Source organism: Syntrophaceae bacterium (assembly GCA_013177795.1).
Taxonomy (GTDB): Bacteria; Desulfobacterota; Syntrophia; order Syntrophales; family UBA2192; genus UBA2192.
The window spans coordinates 107396-126302 of sequence record JABLXY010000004.1 but is presented as its reverse complement, the minus strand read 5'-3'; the positions used below and the strand labels follow the sequence as shown (position 1 = coordinate 126302).

The window sequence follows — 18907 nt, the reverse complement described above, 5'->3', positions numbered from 1 at the left end:
CCGTGGCGGGCTTCAGAATTCCTTGCCGAAGTCGCTCGGCGAGACCCCACCCTCGCCCCGCTTGATGTGACGCACCCCCTTCGGGCCCGCGATGACCACGTCGGAGGCCAGGCCCATGAAGAGCCCGTGCTCCACGACCCCGGCGCGGGCCTTGATCCGCTCCGCCAGAACGTGGGGCCTCTCGATCGGCCCGAAGTTGCACTCCAGGATCCAGTTGCCGCAGTCCGTGTGGTAGGGGCTCCGATCGGCGTTCCGGCGCAGCGAAACCTTGGCCCCCAGGGACTCGAGGAACATCGCCTGGGAGCGCCAGCCGAAGGGGATCACCTCCACGGGAACGCAGCGCTTCCGGCCGAGGACGGGTGTGAGCTTGGATTCGTCGACCACGATCACCTCGCGCCGGCTGGCCTGGGCGATGATCTTCTCCCGCAGCAGCGCCCCTCCGCCCCCCTTGATCATGTTGAGCTGCGGGTCCACCTCGTCGGCGCCGTCGATCGTGAGGTCGATGACGGGGATCTCGTCGAAGGCCCTCAGCGGCATGCCGCACCGCATGGCCTCCTCCTCGACCTGGTACGAGCAGGGCACGCCGATCACGTCCTTCAGCTGTCCCGCTTTCAGCTTGTCCGCGAGGATTGCCACGGCGTGGATGGCCGTGCTGCCGTGGCCGAGCCCGACGATCATCCCCGACTGCACGAGATCGGCGGCGTACGCCGCCGACTGCCGCTTGAGTTGGATCGTGTCGATGGTCATGACTGCCTCCTTTTTTCTGTTCCTTGCCGCCTCCGGGGCGGATGCACGCGGATGTCCGGCCCGCGCGTCCCTGTGCCGGCGGCCCGGGGCTACTGGATCCCCTCGGTGAGCAAGGCAAGCCGCCCGCCGATATCCGGGCCGAGGTGCAGCCGCATGACCCTGCGCCCCCGGGCGAGCAGGGCCTGCCGGTCGCCCGCGGCCTGGGCGGCCTCGAGAATGCCGAACGTCAGGGCAGGCGCCGTTGCCCCCGGGCCGTCCGGGATCGGGACATCCTCCTCGAAATCCGCCGTGAGCTGGATGAAGACCCCCCGGCCCCCGTCGCCCTTGTGGAGCTGACCCGTGGAGTGCAGGAAGCGGGGCCCGTAGCCCACGGTCACGGGCACCCGGTAACGGTCACGCAGCCTCGTGCGGAAGATCTGGAGCAGGACGTCCGTCTCGTCCGTGGGCGGCAGCCAGGCCATGATCGAGATGTAGCCCCCGCGCGGGATGTCCTCCAGGAAGCTCTCCAGAGCACTCATCGTGTCCGCCCCCTTCACGGGGCCGTACACCTCGATGCCCCCGAACCTCAGCGACGGCTCCTCGTGCGGCAGTCTCCCGCTGGTCCGGAAGGCCTCCATGGCCTCGCGGGCGCCGGCCTTGGCGGCCTCCACGTCGGGCTGGTCGAAGGGGTTGACCCCGAGAAAGCGGCCCGCCACGGCGGTGGCCATCATCCACAGGAAGAACTGGCCGCCCAGGTCGACGGGGTCGCGGACCCGGATGATCTCCACGGGGTGCCCCGCATCCTCGAGCGAGCGGATGAACGTTGCGCGAAGCGGCTCCCCGGCCGCCTCGAGCCCCACGAAGAGGCGGTCCGCCCCGTACACCTCCGGCCTGCCCGGCGCCTCGCGCAGCACCGGGAGGATCCCCTTTCCCTCCTTGCCGGTGCTCTCGGCGACGAGCTGCTCCACCCAATCGCCGAAGTGCTGCAGCGAGGGCGAGGTGATGAGCGTGAGCTTGTCGCGGCCGAGCTGCGCGAGCCTTCCCAGGTATGCGCCCAGGCGGGCCCCGCGGTTGTCGCCCGCCACGGGGCAGTTGCCGGCGTCGCAGTTGGCGGCCATCGTCGCCGCCCGCCCGAGGATCGTCCGCACGTCGACGCCGATCAGCGCCGCGGGCACAAGGCCGAAGAATGAAAGGGCCGAGAACCGCCCGCCGATGTTCGGGTCGTTCAGGAAGACCCGGCGAAACCCGTGCTCCCTGGCGAGCCCCTCGAGCGCGGAGCCCGGGTCCGTGACGGCCGCAAAGTGCCGCCCGGCCCTGTCCCGGCCCAGCCTCTCGACGGCCCACCGGTGAAAGAACGTGAACAGCGAGAGGACCTCGACGGTCGTCCCCGATTTCGACGAGACGATGAAGAGCGTCCGGTCGGCGTCGAGATCGAGCGCGGCGCGCAGCACGGCCCCCGGGTCCGTGCTGTCCAGGATGGAAAGCCTCGGGCAGCCGGGCGCGCTGCCGAAGGTCTTCGCGAAAACCTCCGGTGCGAGGCTCGATCCTCCCATCCCCAGGAGCAGCACCCGCGTGAACCCCTCCGAGCGGATCTCCTTCGCAAAGGCCTCGATGTCGTCCACGTGCTCCACCATGTCCGAGGGGCTCGAGAGCCACCCGAGGCGGTTCGCGATCTCCCTGGGGTCGGGTTTCCAGACGGTGTGATCCTTCGCCCAGATACGGCCCATGACGCGCTCCTTCCGCAGCTCGGCCAGCGCTTCGTCGATCCGGTCCTGCAGGGAGCCCGCCTCGGTGGACTCGGGCATCCAGCCGGCCCTGAGCTCGTCGCGCTTCGAGCGGATGCTCCCCATCAGGGCGTCGAAGGACGTCTCGAAGGCCAGCACGCCCTCGCGCTGCAGCGCCTCGGCGATCTCGTCCATGCGGATCCCCAGGCTCTCGATCCGGTCGAGCACCCGGCGGGCCTCCCGCACGCCCCGGCAGAGCGTGGGCGCGACCTTCCCGTGGTCAAGGAAGGCCTCCAGGGTCGCAGGCGGAAGGGTGTTGACCGTGTCCGGGCCGATGAGCCCGTCGACGTAGAGCGTGTCGGGGTAGAGGGGGTTTTTCGTGCCCGTGCTTCCCCAGAGCAGCCGCTGCACCCGGGCGCCTTTCGCCGCGAGCGTCTTCCATCGCTTCCAGGCGCAGATCGCCCGGAAGCGGCTGTAGGCGAGCTTCGCGCAGGCGATGGCTGCCTTCCCCTGCAGCGCCCTGTCCCCTAGGGCCTCGAGCCTCCGGTCCACGGCCGTGTCGATCCGGCTCACGAAGAAGGAGGCCACCGAGGCCACGCGCCGCAGATCGCCCCCTCGGGCGGCGAGCTGCTCGAGCCCCGCGATGTAGGCCCGGACAGCGGCCTCGTAGTGGGCCAGCGAGAAGATGAGAGTCACGTTGACGTTGACCCCCAACCCGATCAGGGCCTCGACGGCGGGGATGCCCTCCGGTGTCGCGGGGATCTTGATCATCACGTTGGGCCTGTCCAGGGCCTTGAAGAGCGTCCTGGCCTCGGCGACGGTCTCCCCGGTGTCGCGGGCGAGCTTCGGGTTGGCCTCGAGGCTCACGTAGCCGTCGGCGCCCCCCGTGGCCTCCCAGACGGGCCGCAGGCAATCGGCCGCGCGGCGGATGTCGTCGAGGGCCAGGGCGAGGTAGATCTCCTCGTTGGTCTTGCCCTCCGCCGCGAGTTCCCGGAGAGCCCCGTCGTAGTCCGCGCTGCCCGCGATGGCCTTCTCGAAGATGGTGGGGTTGGATGTGACGCCGGAGACGCCCCGGGCGACGAGGGCCTCCAGCTCGCCGGAATCGAGCAGCGAGCGGCGGATGAAATCCAGCCAGATGGACTGGCCGAGCCGGTTGACGTCCTTGATCGTGTTCATCCGGGGGCCCTCCTCGGGCAAGACGGGCACTCAGGGTGTTCAGGCATGGAAGGTCCGGTGCGGGAAGCGCGGACACCCGCGGGTCGACATCCGAGCAGGAAAAAGCAGCGCACCGGCGCGCTGCTTTCTGTATACACAATCTTTTCGGATTCGGCAAGCGGACCGACGGCGGTTTCCCCGGGGCCGACGCGCCCGGTCCGGGTTTCCTAGTCCCTGCCCAGGAGCTTGAGCGCCCTTGCGACGACGTTCTCCACGGTGAACCCGAACTTCTCCATGAGCACGTCGCCCGGTGCCGAGGCCCCGAAGCGGTCGATCCCGATCACGTCGCCCTCGTCTCCTACCCATTTCCACCACCCCAGGGTGGCCCCGGCCTCGATGGCCAGCCGCTTCTTCACCGCGGGGGGGATCACGGCGTCGCGGTAGCCCCTGGGCTGCTCGCCGAAAAGCTCCCACGAAGGCATGGAGACGACGCGGGCCCGCACTCTTTTCACCGCCAGCTCGTCGGCCGCCCGGAGCGCGAGCGCCACCTCGGAGCCCGTCGCGATGAGGACGATGTCGGGGCTGTCGCCCCCGTCGACGAGAACATAGGCCCCGCGGGCGACCCCCTCGGCGACGGGGTACTTCGAGGCGTCGAGGACGGGCAGGTTCTGACGGGAGAAGACGAAGACCGTCGGGTTGCGCCGCCCGAGGGCCACCTTCCAGGCCGCCAGCGTCTCGTTGGCATCGGCCGGCCGCAGGACCGTGAGGTTCGGGACGGCCCGCAGGGCCATGAGGTGCTCGATGGGCTGGTGCGTGGGACCGTCCTCGCCCACGCCGATGCTGTCGTGGGAGAAGATGAACAGGACCTTGAGGTGCGAGAGCGCCGCAAGCCGGATCGGCGGGCGCATGTAGTCGGAAAAGACGAGGAAGGTCCCCGTGAAGGGGAGGATCCCGCCGTAGGCGGCAAGCCCGTTGGCGATGGCGCCCATGGCGTGTTCGCGCACCCCGAAGTGGATGTTTCTCCCCCCGTAGCCCCACTCGCCGCCGACGGCGCCCTGCACGCCGGCGGGCTTCTCCCCGGGCCGCTGGAAGTCACCCATGCCCTTGAGCCAGGCGAAGACGGAGTTGTTGAGATCGGCCGTGCCGCCCATCAGCTCGGGGATGTTCCTCCCGAGGACCTGCAGGATCTCCTCGGAGGCCTTGCGCGTGGCGATGGACTTCCCCGCCGGGTACGCGGCAAGCCCGCTGTCCCAGCCCTCCGGCAAAAGGTCGGCCTTGCGCCGCTTGAACTCGTCGGCCAGCTCGGGGAAGGCCTTCTCGTAGCGTTCGAGCAGGCCCGTCCAGCGGCCCTCGAGCTGCCTGCCCCTCGACTGGGCCCAGCGGAAGACCTTCAGGGCCTCGTCGGGCACGTGGAATGGCGGCTCCGGGGGCCAGCCGAGATTCTTCCGGGTTTCCTCGGCCTCCTGGGGCCCCAGGGGCGCGCCGTGAGCCTCGTAGCGGCCCTGCTTGTGGGGCGCACCGTACCCGATGACCGTTCGGACGCAGATGAGGGAGGGCCTGCCCGTTTCCTTTTTCGCCGCCTCGATCGCCTCGTCGATGGCGGCGAGGTCGTTTCCGTCTTCGACCGCCTGCACGTGCCAGCCGTAAGCCCCGTAGTGCTGGGCCAGGTTCTCCGTGAAGGTCAGATCGGTTGTGCCGGCCAGCGAGACCCGGTTGTCGTCGTGCAGGACGATGAGCTTGCCCAGGCCCAGGTGGCCCGCCAGGGCGCAGGCCTCGTTGGCCACCCCCTCCATCAGGTCCCCGTCGCTGGCCAGCACGTAGGTGTAGTGATCAACCAGGGGGAACCCCTCGCGGTTGAACCGGGCCGCCAAGTGGGCCTCGCCGATGGCCAGCCCCACGGCATTCGAGATTCCCTGCCCCAGCGGCCCCGTGGTGACCTCGACCCCGTTGTGGCCGTGCTCGGGGTGACCGGGCGTGAGGCTGTCCCACTGGCGGAATTTCTTGATTTCCGCAAGCGAAAGCTCGTAGCCCGACAGGTGCAGAAGCGCATAGAGCAGCATGGAGCCGTGCCCCCCGGACAGAACGAAACGGTCCCGGTTGGGCCAGCGGGGGTTTGCCGGGTTGAACCGCAGGTGCCGCGTCCACAGGACGTAGGCCATGGGCGCCGCCCCCAGCGGCAGGCCGGGGTGCCCGGATTTCGCCTGCTCGATGGCATCGACGGCGAGCATGCGGATGGTGTTGATGCAAAGCGTGTCGGTCTGGTTCATCGGGTCGATCGGCTCCTTGCTCTGGTTTCGGCCCCGAGCCCCTGCACCGCAGCCCCCAGGAGGGCCGCATCCGGGTTCGTGATTACATGCACGGGGATCCGCGCGACGAGATCCCGCATCCGTCCCTTCCGCAGGAAGGCCTCCGTGAAATCCCTCTTTTTCAGGAAGGGGAGCACCCGCGGCGGGATCCCTCCCCCGAGGTAGATGCCGCCCGTGGCCAGGGTTTTCAGGGCCAGGTTGCCCGCCTCGGCGCCCAGGATGGAGGCGAAGAGGTCGAGGGCCCTGACACAGATATCACAGGGATTTTCCGGGTCAAGCGCTTTTTCGACGATGACGGGCACCGGGTCGGGGGCCCGGGCCAGCGCCTCGGCGAGATGCGGGGGCTCTTCGGCGCGGCCTTCGTCCCGTAAAAACCGGTAGAGGTTCGCAATCCCGATGCCCGAGCAGACCCGCTCGACGCTCACGTGGCCGTGGACGCCCCTGAGGAAGGCAAGGAGAGCATCCTGCTGCGGCGTGGCCGGGGCGAAGTCGGCATGCCCCCCCTCGGTGGCGAAGGCCCGGTAGCGCTTCCCGTCCCAGGTCACGAAGGCCTCTCCGAGGCCCGTCCCCGGCGCGATGACGGCCCGGTTTCCGCGTCGGGCGGCCGTGCCCTCCCGCACGCGGGTGAGATCCGACCGGCGCAGGAAGGGCAGGGCCATGGCGATGGCCTCGACGTCGTTGAGCAGGGTCACCGTCGCGACACGGAGCGCCCTGCGGATGCGTCGCCCGTCGACGACCCACGGCAGGTTCGTGATCTTCGCGCGCCCCCCCAGCACCGGACCCGCCACGGCCAGGACGGCCTTCGTTGCGGCATGGCCCGCCTTGCCGAGGAAATGCCGGGCTGCGCCCTCGAGGCTGTCGTGATCGGCACTGCGGTAGACCGCCTGGGCCAGGGGGCGGCGCGGCCCCCGCTGCCTGGAGAAGAGGCCGAAGCGGAGATGGGTGCCGCCGATGTCACCGGCCAGCAGCATGAGTCACCTCCTTAGCGGTTATTCCTGCAGCCGCCCCCGGGCGATGCGCACGGCCAGGACGACGACGGCAAGCGCGGCGACGAACACCCCGGCAATCGCCCAGGGGACCTCTCCCGTCGTGACGGCGCTGATGACGGCGTCGGTCCCCGCGAGATAGACGATGGTCCCGGGGAGCATGCAGAGCCACGACCAGAAGACGAACGTCCAGAAGGGGACGCGCGTAAGGCCGAAGCCGTAATTGAGCAGGTTGAAGGGGAACAGGGGCACGAGGCGGGTGAAGGCGACGATCAGCGCCCCGTGCTTCTCCGTCAGCCGGTCGAGGCGCTGGAACTTCTCGTTTGCCGAGAGCCAGCGCGCCACGGCGTCGCGGGCGAGGTATCGGGCCGTGAGGAAGGCGAGGCTCGCCCCCACGGTGGACCCGATGCTCACCAGGATGACCCCGCGGAAGGCCCCGAAAATCGCCGCCCCGGCGATGGAGATGGGCAGTCCCGGCAGGGCGGCCAGGACGGCCACGATGTAGAGGCCCACGTAGAGCGCCATCCCGCCCGGGCCCATGGCCGCGATCCAGTCGCGAAGCTCCTGGATGCGCCCGCCGAGCCCGAAGAAGCGGGCAAGGGCGATCAGCGACAGGACGATCGCTGCGAAGAGGGCGAATTTCCAGAGGTCTCTCCTTCGCGCCCCCGATGCGTCCTGCCCGCCTGCCATGCCCTTGCCTCATTGGTGCTTGCGATAGAACCGCGCCAGCCGCCCGGGCGAAACCCCCATGCAGTAAAGGGCGATGATCACCCAGTTTCGCAGGGTGCAGTACAGGACGCCCTCGCTCTCCTGGCGCCGCGCCGATGTGACCACGGGATCGGGCAGGATGCAGATGCGCCCGCCCCGGGCCTTGATGCGGCGCATGATCTCCACGTCCTCCAGGAAGGGGATATCCGCGTAGCCGCCGTTCGCCTCGAAATAATCCCGCCGGAAAAAATGAGCCTGGTCGCCGTAGGGGATCCGCGTGATCCGCGATCGCAGGCAGGCCGCCCGGGCGATGATCCGCACCGACGGCCTGTCCGAGTCGTAGCGCAGATCGAAGGCGCCCGCCGCATGGCGGCCGTCCGACAGGGTCTCCGCGATGCGCCGGAAGGCACCCGCCGGGAGTCGCGTGTCGGCATGGAGGAAGAGAAGAACATCCCCCTGTGCCGCGGCGGCACCCGCGTTCATCTGGTGCGCCCTGCCGGCCGGGGCCGTCAGGAGGGTCACACCCCCGCGGGTCACGGTGCGGATCGAATCCCCGTCGGGGCTCCCGTCGACGAGGATCAGCTCGACGGGCTCCGCACCGGCAATCTGCCGGACGTGGTCGATGAGCGGATCGAGGCGGCCGGCTTCGTGCAGGACGGGGACGATGACGGAAACCGTGGGGCTTTTCCCCGGTAACAGCCCGTCGAGGCTCATCGGGGCCCCGCGAAGCGCTTGCGGATGTCCTCCATCCGCTTGCGGTTTACGTTGAAATCATAGTACCCCGTGCGCGAGGCGGACCGGAAGTGGATGAGCTTGGCGTCGTCGTCGAAAAGGAACTCCACGTCGTCCACGAAGCGGAAGAACGCCGAACGGAACTCGGCATGCAGGTACCCGGCATCGGCCTTCACGAGGGTCGCGCGATCCATCTGCCGGATAACCCCCAGGAGCCTTTCCCGGGCCTCCTCCTTCGCGCCCGCGTAGCGGATCGGCTCGATGCGGTGACGGTCGCCGGTATCCTGCGTGGAGACGCAGTTGGGCTTGTCCGGGCAGGGCCGGAGCCTGCCATCCCTCAAGCCCGCCGTTTCCGCAACCGACTTGCTGCAACCGCTCAGCGTCATCAGAACAATCATCAGGAAAGGAACGAATGGGTGTCTCATCGCTCACCCCCGGCAGCGGCCGTCTCCCGGCGATCACGATACCATCAAGCACGGTCTGGTTCAACGGGTCTCACTTGCCCTGATCCCGTGCGTTCGGCGGCCGGCCCACGTCCGCCTCCGCCCGTTCCCCTTGCGACGGGGACGGGCCCCGCCTTTCCTCCGCGGCGCTGCCTTCCCTCTTTTCCGGGTCGGTGTCCCTCCGCCCGGCCGTATTCACCGCCCCGGAGGTCTGCCCGGGGGGCCTGGGCGCGCCCGTGTCGGCAGGAGGCTCATCGGCCGGCGACTGCATGAGATCCTCGTACTCCTCGACCACGATGCCCCGCCTCACCATGATCCCGTAGACGATCTCGGCCCGCTTCTCCACGTACTTCGACGTCCCCGCCGGATTGAGCTTCAGGGGATTGGGCAGGACGACGGCGAGCCGCGCCGCCTCCATGGGCGACAGGTCGGCGGCCGATTTCCCGAAATAGTGGCGCGAGGCGGCCTCGATCCCGAAGATCCCGTCGCCCCACTCGGCCACATTCAGGTAGATTTCCAGGATTCGCCGCTTGGACAGGTTGTTCTCGATGCGCCAGGTGAGGATGGCTTCCTTGAGCTTCCTCAGGGGGTTTTTTGACGGTGAGAGGAAGAGGTTCTTGGCAAGCTGCTGGCTGATCGTGCTGCCGCCGTACTTGAGCCTGCCCAGCTTGATGTCCTTCTCGATGGCCTTCTGCATCGCCTCGAAATCGAACCCCTCGTGGGCGAAGAACTTGTCGTCCTCGGCGATGAGGACGGCCTTGACGGCATAGGGCGAGATGTCCGGGAGGGACACCCAGTGCTGCTGGATTTTCTTGTTCTTGAGACCCTTGAATTCCCATTCGATCTCCCTGTGGGTCATGAAGGCGGTCTTGCCGGGGTTCTTTCTCTGCAGCGACGCGACGTCGTCATAGTAGAAGGCCGTGGAGACGTAGACGAGCGCCGCCCCCGCGATAAGGAAAAAACCGACGACGAGAAAACGGAACAACTTCTTCAGCAGGGCCATGTCTTGCGTTCACCTCGGGTGTGGACGGCAGGTTCTATCGTCATTCTGCAAGAAAATCAACCATCGAGTCTCACGGCCGCGTGAAGGCCGGCAGGCTTTACCCGGGACGGTTCCCGGTCGGGGTGAGGCGGCGGTTGCCATCGGGCCCTGGCGCGAGAACGCGCGAGTGATCGGGCCGGGCGGCGATGAGCTGGAACACCCCCATCGGTCCGCAGCGCCGGCTCTCCACGATCTCGAGACCGGCGGCGCGCGCGAGCTCCTCCGTCCGGTGGGTGATGTGCTCCGCGGCGAACCGCACGGTGAGACGGTTGAGAAGATCCATCAGGGGGCCGATGAGCGGGCGGTCGACCCGGACGTGGTCGAGCAGAAGGATCCGGCCGCCGGGCCTCGTCACCCGCCCCATCTCGCGCAGGCACGGGACGGGGTCCTCGAGGGAGCACAGGACGAAGGTCTCCGCCGTCGTGTCGAAGAGGCCCCCGGCAAAGGGCAGGCTGCACAGGTCCGCCTCGTGGAACGTGATGCGAAGCGGCATCCCGCGGGCTCGCTCCCGGGCCTTGCGGAGCATGGCGCCCGAAAGGTCGCAGGCCGTGATCTCGGCGCCGGCCGGGTAAAATTCGAGGTTGAGCCCCGTGCCGGCGCCGACCTCGAGGATCCGGCCCGACGCCTGGCGCCAGAGCACCGCCCGCCAGGGACGAAGGTGCCGCTCCGAGAGCATCTCGACGAGGCCGTAGTGCCGGGCCAGGCGGTCCCAGCGCGCCTTCGTTTGGCGGGGATGATTCACGCACTGCCTGCTGTCCACGTGTTCCTTCTCCGGCTTCAATTCGGTTGCACGCCCGCGCTATCTGGTATATGAATCATTTGTTGCCGCCTGTCCAGCTTGCATCTCCACGGCACCCTGCAACCGACTGCGAGGCTTCCCCATGAAGATCACCTTCCTCGGCGCGGCGCGAAAAGTCACGGGCTCGTGCTTCCACCTCTCCGTCGACGGCCTGCAGTTCCTCGTGGACTGCGGGATGCACCAGGGTCTCGATTCCGACACCCTGAACCGGCAACCCTTCCGGTTCGACCCGAAGGCGATCGCCGCCGTCTTCCTGACCCATGCCCACATCGACCACACGGGGCTCGTCCCGCGCCTGGTCCGCGAGGGCTTCAAGGGCAGGATCATCGCGACGGCCGCCACGGCGGAACTGTCCCGGGTCATGCTGGCCGACTCGGCCCACATCCAGGAGATGGACGCCCGGTGGATGACGAAGAAGAACCTGCGGGCGGGCATCGACACGCCTGCCGAGCCTCTCTACACCGTCGAGGATGCCATCGCATCCATCCCGTTTTTCGAGAGGAAGCAGTACGGCGAGATCTATGCCCTCGACAGCCTGATCCGGTACCGTTTCTGCGACGCGGGACACATCCTCGGCTCCGGGACGCTGGAGGTCTGGTACCGGGACAACCCCGAGAGGAAAATCCTCTTCTCCGGCGACATCGGCAAGAAGGGCAACCCCATCTTGCAGGACCCCCAGCACGCGGCCCGGGCGGACTACGTTGTCGTCGAGTCCACCTACGGCAACCGGCTCCACAAGAGCGCCGAGGACAGCCTCGAGGAGCTCGCCGATGCCGTCCGCACGACCTTCAAGCGGGGCGGAAAGGTCCTCATCCCTTCCTTCGCCGTGGGCCGCACGCAGGATCTGCTCTACATCTTCAACAAGCTCGTTCGCGAGGGGCGGCTCTCCGTGCCGCTGGACATCTACATCGACAGCCCCCTGGCCGAGGAGGCCACCAAGGTCTACTTCGCGCATCCCGAGCTCTTCGACGAGGAGGCGAAGAGCCTCTTCGGCACGAAGGCGAAAAAGACCGTCCGCGTCCACTACACCACCTCCGTCCAGGAATCCATGAAGATCAACCAGATCCCCTCGAACATCATCGTCATGGCCGGAAGCGGGATGTGCGAGGGGGGCCGCATCCGCCACCACCTCAAGCACAACCTCTGGCGGCCGGAGTGCAGCGTCGTCTTCGTCGGCTTCCAGGCTCGCGGCACCCTCGGGCGGCTCATCGTGGACGGCGCAAAGGAGATCAACATCCTGGGCGACCGGGTTGCCGTCCGGGCACGCATCTACACGATCGGCGGCTTCTCGGCCCATGCCGACCAGAAGGAGCTGCTGGAGTGGCTGGGGCTGTTCCGGAACAGGCCCGAGGTCTTCATCGTCCACGGCGAGGAGGCGAGCGTCCTGGAGTTCGAGAGGAAGGTGCAGGAGACGCTGGGCTTTGCGACGAAGGTGCCGGCGATGGGGGACACCTTTGAAATTTGAAGCTGGGAAATTGCGAAGCCGTGAAGTTGGGAAATGGAGAATGGGAAGCATGTTCGATTGTTCCGAACTTCTTAGCTTCTCAACTTCTTAACTTCCTGTCTTTTTAGGGGAAAGCGTACCGGTCCGGGAGAAGGGGAAGGTCCGGTCGAAGAGGCCGGCCTTCACGAGCGCCTTGCCCTCGATTCTGTAGGGCAGTTCCCGGCCGGTGACATAGAGCTTCACGACGCCCCCCAGGCTGCCGAATCGCGCCGTGACGGGGATCTCGACGGGGGCCGAGGAAGAGGCGGGGACGGCAACCTCCCTTTCGAGCGACCCGCTGCCGGCCTCGCGCCCGCCGAGGTGGACCGTGTAGTCGAGCGATTTCAACCGGAGCTCGTAGCCGTTGGGGTTCCGGATCTCGGCGACGAAGACGAGCGAGGCGTCGTTCAGGGTGAGCTGCCGCAGGTGGATCTCCTTGAGGGTGATGACGGGCTCCTCGAAGAAAAGACCCGCGCAGCCCGCAAGCAGCAGCGCAACCAGGGGGATCGAACGGTTTGCCTTTCGCATGGCAACCGTTCTAGGGGAAAGAGGGCGGGCTGTCAACACGCAATCCGATTTGTCGAGGTCCTGTGATGGAACCCCGCTGGCGGTCATGGCTGAGAAACGCGAGATTCGCCTACTGGCTGATCGTGTGGGGGCTTGTGTTCTTTGCCGTCGTGATCGCCCTGGGGATGGCGGGGATCCTCTCGACGCAGCAGATCCTGCTGATCGGCCGGGTGTATTTCTTTCTGCTCATCGCCGGCACGGTGCTGCAGATGATCGCCAGGAGGCTCTAGGCCCCTCGCGGGCGGGTCAGCCGGGTTGCCGCACGGCCGAAAACCGTGCAGCCTGCAGACGCTGACGGAGTCAGTCCTCCTGCAGGATCTTCACCTTGGCCACGATGGACGTGTCGATTCTCTGGTTGAGCTCGGCGTACTGCCACTCCATGTCCTCCACGTAGCAGCGGATGTTGCTGTGGCCGGGGATGCTTAGGCAGATCCGGTCGCCGTTGCGGGGCAGGACGGACGTGGGGATTTCGCAGTTGTAGAGGAAATTCCTGTTCGTCCCCGAGAAGATCACGTTGACTCTGTCGCTCATGTTCTCTCCTTGCGCGGTTTGCGCAGACAGTGCGAATCGCCGGGTCTCTTGAAGGGTATATCGGCAACCGGTTCGATTTCATTAAGGATTGATTCAGGCCGTCCGGGTCGGGGAGTTGAACCCGGGAAGGAGGGGATCGAATGGATCTGAAGGGCAAGGGGGCCGTCGTCACGGGCGGGGCCATGGGGATCGGCCTGGCCACCTCGAAGAGGCTTGTCCGGGAGGGATGCGCCGTGACCCTCTGGGACCTCAACGCCCCGGCGCTGGAGGGGGCAAAGAGTGAGCTGGGGGCGATGGGCGGGAAGGTCTTCGCCCACGTCTGCGATGTGACGGACAAGACCCGTGTCTACGAGCTGGCCAAGACGGCCGCCGCGGAAATGGGACAGGTCGACATCCTCATCAACAACGCCGGCTACGTCATGGGGGGAGATTTCCTCGATCAGCCCGACGAGGCCTGGGAGAAGACCATCGCCGTCAACCTGACCTCCATGATCTACACGATCCGGGCCTTCCTGCCCGCGATGTACGAGCGCAACAGCGGCCACATCGTGAACATCTCCTCTGCCTCGGCCACCCTTGGGGTCCCCTCGCTTGCCATGTACGCCGCCACGAAGTGGGCCGTCTGGGGCCTCACGGAGTCCATGCGCTTCGAGGCATGGGAGCGGGGAAAGAAGGGCGTGCGGTGGTCCTCCATCCACCCGAGCTACATCGCCAAGGGGATGTTCGAGGGCGCAAAGCTCGGTTTCCTCGGCAACCTGATCGCGCCGCTGCTGAAGGATCACGACGTGATCGCCGAGGCGATCGTGGAGTCGGCCCTGAAAAAGGGCAGGTATTCCCCGAAGCGCCCCCTCACGGTGCACCTGATCCCGCGGTTGAGGCTTTTGCCCGATTCCTGGTTCCAGGCTCTCGTCGTCATCCTGGGTGTCACGGGCAGCATGAAGACCTGGGTGGGACGGGGGCAGAAATAGAGGGCAAGAAGGCAAGAGGGCAGGACGGCATTCAGGTTATGGCCGCTTGTGCCGATAACCATAGAGGTGGTACGGTTCTTGAAGCCTTTTTCGCGCGGAAAGGACCTCGCATGTTTCGGCTTTCTCCGAAAGCCTAAATTTGATAGAAGAAGCAGCCGGATATGAACACCTCGAACCCGTCGGGGCGTCGAATGCGCCTCATCGCCAAACCCGTTTTCTGCGCCGCGGTGCTGGTCGGCATGACGCTGGGGACCCTCTTCCCGGCTGCGGAGGCCCGCGCCGACATCTACCGCTACACCGACGAGAACGGGGTCATGCACATCACCAACCTGCCCACCAGCCCCAACTACAAGCTCTGGATCAAGGAGCGGCGGGTGATCATCAAGGCGGGCATCGACATGACCAAGTACGGGCCCCTGATCCAGAAGGCCTCGGAGAAGTACAAGGTCGACTACTCCCTCGTCAAGGCCGTCATCAAGGCCGAGTCCAACTTCAACCACAAGGCCGTCTCGCCCAAGGGTGCCCAGGGCCTCATGCAGCTCATGCCCAAGACCGCCTCGACCCTTCAGGTGAAGGACAGCTTCGAGCCCGAGTCCAACATCGAGGGCGGCGTCAAGTACCTGCGCTATCTCATGAACGTCTACAACGGCCACCTGCCCCTGGCCCTCGCGGCCTACAACGCGGGCGAGAAGGCCGTGGCCCGGTACGGCGGCATCCCCCCCTACGCAGAGACGCAGGGCTATGTCAAGCGGGTCCTGGCCCTGTACAAGCAGTACAGCGCGGAGCCCAAGGAGGGCCGGACGGCGATCGTGTCGATGCGGCCCGAGGTCGTCTCGGATTAGGGTGTCGACTGCATGTAAAAAAAGAAATGACAAGATCGGAGACTCTGTGCCATCGATCTTGTCATTTTTTTGTTTTTATTCCGATCGTTTATCGGGAATCAACGGCTTGTTTTCTTTACGCTTAGATTCGATTTCGATAATCGTTTTTTCCATGGCAAGGTAACGCTCTGGAGAACTCGGATGGCTTGAGAAATAAGATTTTTCCTTGATGCTTCCAGGATTCAAAACAGCCATCTTTCTCCACATGTCCGCAGCCTGTTTTATGTCAAACCCAGCACGTGCGGACAAATACAACCCCATGTAATCCGCTTCACCCTCAAATTCTTTTGAATATACTGTCGCCCCAACATTGGTGAACGCACCTCTTGTGCTAATCGGTGTTCTTGCTGCGAATGAAAGTAAGCCGGAAACGATGACATCCGCAACTGTTCCAAGCGCTGCATTACCCCGTGTCTTAGAAACATGTTCGAGTAAATTGTGTGCCACTTCGTGTCCGACAATGATTGATATTTCTTCATCAGAAAGCGCATTCATAATACCCATGAAAATTACAACATTTGTCCCATCTGCATATGCGTTAATTCTCTGATCAGAACTGAGCAATACTGCTGAAGAATAAGATGGAATACCATTCAATGTAACGCTCTTGACTTCTTTTTCTCTGGAAACAGTGAGGTTAATGTTTGTTGACTTCTTTCTTTCCTCTGCCCAAATTTTGTAAATTTCTTTTCCATTAAAGGATTTGCCATTGATTTTCAAAATCTCATCACCGTTTTTGATACCTCCTTTTTCTGCTGGAGAATCAGGAGCTATATAGAGAACTTTTGGATTTTCACCAAGCCCATACATCCTCACAAATGTATTTTTCATTTCCTGCGAAATGATGTCCTTGTGGATAAAAAATAAACCATAATATGCATTCACCTTTTCAGCAGGTGCAAATTCGGCCGCAGAACATAAAATTGGCCCAGATATTCTCATGAGACGGGATTGTTGTTTTAGGAAATTTTCGGCGAGTAACTGCTGTTGTTTTTCACGTTCCGCTCTTACCGCGGGATCCGAAATGTCAATTTTCTTCAATTTAGGTCCACAGCCAAACAAAACAAGAAGAGAGAGCCAAACAATAAGCAATTTGATTGAAAATTTTATCATACTTTTCCCCCCCTCGAAAAAGTAATTAAAATTCTCATTTATGATCCATAAGTCACTTAAGTAATAGAAATTCCCCTTGGTTTTCTAATGTGCCTCCCTTTTTATTTATTGATAATGAGAGCATATAATTTTTGAATACTTTACATTTGAGGACATGGACGAATGCGGTGATTTGCAAAGGGGGTGCCATTCCCCCCTCATCCTATTCAGCATACAACTTATTGTGGGCGGGATTTTTCACGATCTATACGTGACCAATCAATGAACTATTTGACTCTTGTCCATGTGTTTGTCTTTCCCAACAGAGAGAATCCAATAAATCCACGAACATTCAAAATATCTGGCGATTCTAATGTCATTTTGCATTTGTATGTTTTACCATCGCGGGGGTCATAGATGGTTCCGTTTTCCCAAAGGTTGTCCCCAGTATAGGTGAAGTTTGATAGCAAAACTAGCCCTATTAAAGGGGTATTTCTTTTATTTACGTCTGGATTCTTCCTGTCTACTTTCGTTTTTCCCGCCATCCCTTCCGGATCATTTGCGGGATATACAGGTTCTTTCAGATAGACGATTTTCCCAAAATATTTACCATCGGTTTTGTAAATTTCGATCTGGGATTCCTTTTCCTGGTTCCACCATTTCCCCACAATTGCATCCGTGTCTGCTGCATGGACCGCGGAGTACGCGGACAGACACGCCACGATCAACCCCAGAGCGATTCCAATCCTCTTCATCATTCCCCTCCTTATCAAGAGATACGGCGGATTTTCCTTGACACGGGCCGCTTCCTGCGGCAAAACGCTGCCGGGTCTGTCAGGGGTGCGCCGCCGTGCAGACGGCAGGGAGGACCCCCATGACATTCGTATCGATCGACGAGCAGCATACCGAAGAAGCCCTCGAAAAGAAAGAGAAAAAGCTCAACCTGTGCGGTGCCTGGGAGATCCGCGATCTCTTCGACGGGATCGACGGCGACCTGCGGATCAGCCTGGTCCTCAACGGGCGCCTGTAAGCAGGCCCTCCCGGGAGTCATCCGGCTAGCGCAGGACGAGCGGCACCAGAAAGGCCGCCAGGACCGCAAGGGCGGTGACAATCAGGGCTGCCATGAGGAACCGGTGCGGCACGAATCGGACCGGGGCGGTATTCATTTCTTCCGCTTCGGCTGCACACCCCGTGCCCCACTGCCGAAGCAGGGCGAACGCGACCAGGCCGAGTAGCAGGGCGAAGCCGAAGAAGAGCGTGGCCCCGCCGACGTCGCCGGCCTGAAGGGCCGAAAAAACCATCCACAGACTTGCCAGGCCCGCAACGGCGAGCCATATCCCCAGTCATCTCATCGACACACCTCCGTCGCTTCGTGAATCCCGAACGTCATGCGGCGGCCGTGACCTACCCGCTGAGACCGAGACGCGCGGCGATCGCCCGCGCGGCCAGGATGCCGCTGGCCGAGGCCTGCAGAAGCCCCCGCGTGATGCCTGCCCCGTCGCCGACGGTGAAGAGGTTGGCGACTCGCGTCTCGAGTTCCTTCGACACTTCGATGCGGTTTGAATAGAACTTGACCTCCACCCCGTAGAGCAGCGTGTGGCGGGAACTGACGCCCGGGGCCAGGCTGTCCATGGCCTGAAGCATCTCGATGATGTTCTTGAGGTGCCGGTACGGGAACACGAAGCTCAGGTCCCCCGGGGTGGCATCGCCCAAGGTCGGGCGGGTGAGGCATTTCGCGATGCGGTCCTTCGTGGATCGGCGGCCCTGCATCAGGTCGCCCAGACGCTGGACAATGACCCCCTGGCCCAGGAGATTCGCGAGCTGGGCGATATAGCGGCCGTAGGCGATGGGGTCGTCGAAGGGCTCCGTGAAGGAGCTGCTCACCAGAATCGCGAAGTTGGTGTTTTCGGACTTCCTGGACGCGTAGCTGTGGCCGTTGACCGTGACGAGCCCCTCGTTGCTCTCGGCCACCACCTCCCCGTACGGGTTCATGCAGAAGGTGCGCACCCGGTCGTCGAAGCTCTTCGAGTAGTAGACGAGCTTCGACTCGTAGCTCACGTCGGTGAGAGGCTTGAGGACCGTGGCGGGAAGCTCGACGCGGACCCCGATGTCGACGGCGCTGGCCCTCGTCCGGATCCCCAGGGCTTTTGCCTCCTCCTTCATCCACGCGGCCCCCGAGCGGCCGGGCGCCACGATCACGTGGCGGCCGCAGCGGGTCTCGCCGTCGGCGAGCTTCACCCCGGTGACCCGGCCCTCCCGGGCCAGGATCGACTGCACACGGCAGTCCGTGCAGATCTCGATCCTGCCCGCGAGCGACTCGTACATCCTTCCCAGCACGTTGACGCAGTTCTCCGTGCCGATGTGGCGGATCCGGGAGGGGATGAACTCGAGACCGGCAAGGCGGGCCTTCTCTGCAAGCTCCTCCACCGCGGGAGAGAGATCGCCGAACAGCCGGTCCGGGGCCCCGTGCTCCACGTAGATGCGGTCGGCCTCGGCGAGGAGGGCAAAAAGGGACTTGTCGTCGAGAAATTCCCCGAGGTGCCCCCCCACCTCCGTCGAAAGGGTCAGCTTGCCGTCACTGTAGGCCCCTGCACCGCCCCAACCGCAGAGCATGTCGCCGGCGCAGCTGCGGCTGCGGTCCCCGATCCCCTTGCCCTGTTCGAGCAGCAGGACGTCCCTCGCGCCGCCTGCGGCCAGCGTCAAGGCGGCGAAGATCCCCGCGGGGCCGCCGCCGACGATGATGACCTCGTACTCTTTCATGACC

General features: G+C 64.3%; 20 protein-coding genes. 5 read left to right on the top strand and 15 right to left on the bottom strand.

What is annotated here, in order from left to right; translation table 11 throughout:
* Positions 1 to 12: 12 nt before the first annotated feature.
* The 9 genes from rpiA to HPY67_14610 all read right to left on the bottom strand — a co-directional run bounded on the left by rpiA (position 13) and on the right by HPY67_14610 (position 10582).
* Positions 13 to 747 carry a ribose-5-phosphate isomerase RpiA gene (gene rpiA, locus HPY67_14650; protein NPV05956.1) on the bottom strand — a complete coding sequence of 245 codons (735 nt, stop codon included), beginning with the start codon at positions 745 to 747 and terminating at the stop codon, positions 13 to 15.
* 89 nt (positions 748 to 836) lie between these two features.
* Positions 837 to 3626, bottom strand: a complete 2790-nt coding sequence (locus tag HPY67_14645; protein ID NPV05955.1) for a bifunctional transaldolase/phosoglucose isomerase — start codon at positions 3624 to 3626, stop codon at positions 837 to 839.
* 206 nt (positions 3627 to 3832) lie between these two features.
* Positions 3833 to 5872 carry a transketolase gene (gene tkt, locus HPY67_14640; GenBank protein ID NPV05954.1) on the bottom strand — a complete coding sequence of 680 codons (2040 nt, stop codon included), beginning with the start codon at positions 5870 to 5872 and terminating at the stop codon, positions 3833 to 3835.
* Entirely contained in the window at positions 5869 to 6882 is a 1014-nt protein-coding gene (gene glk, locus HPY67_14635; GenBank protein ID NPV05953.1) for a glucokinase, read from the bottom strand. The genes tkt and glk overlap by 4 nt, the downstream gene beginning before the upstream one ends.
* Before the next feature lie 18 nt (positions 6883 to 6900).
* Positions 6901 to 7587, bottom strand: a complete 687-nt coding sequence (locus tag HPY67_14630) for a TVP38/TMEM64 family protein (GenBank protein ID NPV05952.1) — start codon at positions 7585 to 7587, stop codon at positions 6901 to 6903.
* A 9-nt stretch (positions 7588 to 7596) separates the two neighbouring features.
* Complete coding sequence (locus HPY67_14625) at positions 7597 to 8319, bottom strand: glycosyltransferase family 2 protein (GenBank protein ID NPV05951.1); 723 nt, start codon at positions 8317 to 8319, stop codon at positions 7597 to 7599.
* Positions 8316 to 8762 carry a DUF1499 domain-containing protein gene (locus HPY67_14620; GenBank protein NPV05950.1) on the bottom strand — a complete coding sequence of 149 codons (447 nt, stop codon included), beginning with the start codon at positions 8760 to 8762 and terminating at the stop codon, positions 8316 to 8318. The genes HPY67_14625 and HPY67_14620 overlap by 4 nt, the downstream gene beginning before the upstream one ends.
* A gap of 70 nt (positions 8763 to 8832) precedes the next feature.
* On the bottom strand, positions 8833 to 9783 hold the full coding sequence (gene mtgA, locus HPY67_14615; GenBank protein NPV05949.1) for a monofunctional biosynthetic peptidoglycan transglycosylase: 951 nt from the start codon (positions 9781 to 9783) through the stop codon (positions 8833 to 8835).
* Positions 9784 to 9880: 97 nt separating this feature from the next.
* Positions 9881 to 10582, bottom strand: a complete 702-nt coding sequence (locus HPY67_14610) for a class I SAM-dependent methyltransferase (GenBank protein ID NPV05948.1) — start codon at positions 10580 to 10582, stop codon at positions 9881 to 9883.
* A gap of 121 nt (positions 10583 to 10703) precedes the next feature.
* Between HPY67_14610 and HPY67_14605 the strand changes: the two genes are divergently transcribed.
* On the top strand, positions 10704 to 12086 hold the full coding sequence (locus HPY67_14605) for an MBL fold metallo-hydrolase (GenBank protein ID NPV05947.1): 1383 nt from the start codon (positions 10704 to 10706) through the stop codon (positions 12084 to 12086).
* An 87-nt stretch (positions 12087 to 12173) separates the two neighbouring features.
* Here the strand turns inward: HPY67_14605 and HPY67_14600 are convergent, their stop codons facing one another.
* Entirely contained in the window at positions 12174 to 12632 is a 459-nt protein-coding gene (locus HPY67_14600; GenBank protein ID NPV05946.1) for an LEA type 2 family protein, read from the bottom strand.
* A 65-nt stretch (positions 12633 to 12697) separates the two neighbouring features.
* Between HPY67_14600 and HPY67_14595 the strand changes: the two genes are divergently transcribed.
* On the top strand, positions 12698 to 12901 hold the full coding sequence (locus HPY67_14595) for a hypothetical protein (GenBank protein NPV05945.1): 204 nt from the start codon (positions 12698 to 12700) through the stop codon (positions 12899 to 12901).
* 70 nt (positions 12902 to 12971) lie between these two features.
* Here the strand turns inward: HPY67_14595 and HPY67_14590 are convergent, their stop codons facing one another.
* A complete protein-coding gene (locus tag HPY67_14590) occupies positions 12972 to 13202 on the bottom strand; it encodes a hypothetical protein (GenBank protein NPV05944.1) in 231 nt (76 codons plus the stop codon).
* Between the two features lie 140 nt (positions 13203 to 13342).
* Between HPY67_14590 and HPY67_14585 the strand changes: the two genes are divergently transcribed.
* A complete protein-coding gene (locus HPY67_14585; protein ID NPV05943.1) occupies positions 13343 to 14170 on the top strand; it encodes an SDR family NAD(P)-dependent oxidoreductase in 828 nt (275 codons plus the stop codon).
* 191 nt (positions 14171 to 14361) lie between these two features.
* Positions 14362 to 15012 carry a lytic transglycosylase domain-containing protein gene (locus HPY67_14580; GenBank protein NPV05942.1) on the top strand — a complete coding sequence of 217 codons (651 nt, stop codon included), beginning with the start codon at positions 14362 to 14364 and terminating at the stop codon, positions 15010 to 15012.
* Positions 15013 to 15087: 75 nt separating this feature from the next.
* Here HPY67_14580 and HPY67_14575 read toward each other — a convergent pair whose 3' ends face one another.
* Complete coding sequence (locus tag HPY67_14575; GenBank protein ID NPV05941.1) at positions 15088 to 16164, bottom strand: M48 family metalloprotease; 1077 nt, start codon at positions 16162 to 16164, stop codon at positions 15088 to 15090.
* Between the two features lie 266 nt (positions 16165 to 16430).
* Positions 16431 to 16898 (bottom strand): DUF2147 domain-containing protein, encoded by a 468-nt coding sequence (locus HPY67_14570; protein NPV05940.1) that lies wholly within the window; start codon positions 16896 to 16898, stop codon positions 16431 to 16433.
* 119 nt (positions 16899 to 17017) lie between these two features.
* Between HPY67_14570 and HPY67_14565 the strand changes: the two genes are divergently transcribed.
* On the top strand, positions 17018 to 17173 hold the full coding sequence (locus HPY67_14565; GenBank protein ID NPV05939.1) for a hypothetical protein: 156 nt from the start codon (positions 17018 to 17020) through the stop codon (positions 17171 to 17173).
* 25 nt (positions 17174 to 17198) lie between these two features.
* Here HPY67_14565 and HPY67_14560 read toward each other — a convergent pair whose 3' ends face one another.
* A complete protein-coding gene (locus tag HPY67_14560) occupies positions 17199 to 17444 on the bottom strand; it encodes a hypothetical protein (GenBank protein NPV05938.1) in 246 nt (81 codons plus the stop codon).
* Positions 17445 to 17547: 103 nt separating this feature from the next.
* On the bottom strand, positions 17548 to 18903 hold the full coding sequence (locus HPY67_14555) for an FAD-dependent oxidoreductase (protein ID NPV05937.1): 1356 nt from the start codon (positions 18901 to 18903) through the stop codon (positions 17548 to 17550).
* Between the last annotated feature and the right edge of the window lie 4 nt (positions 18904 to 18907).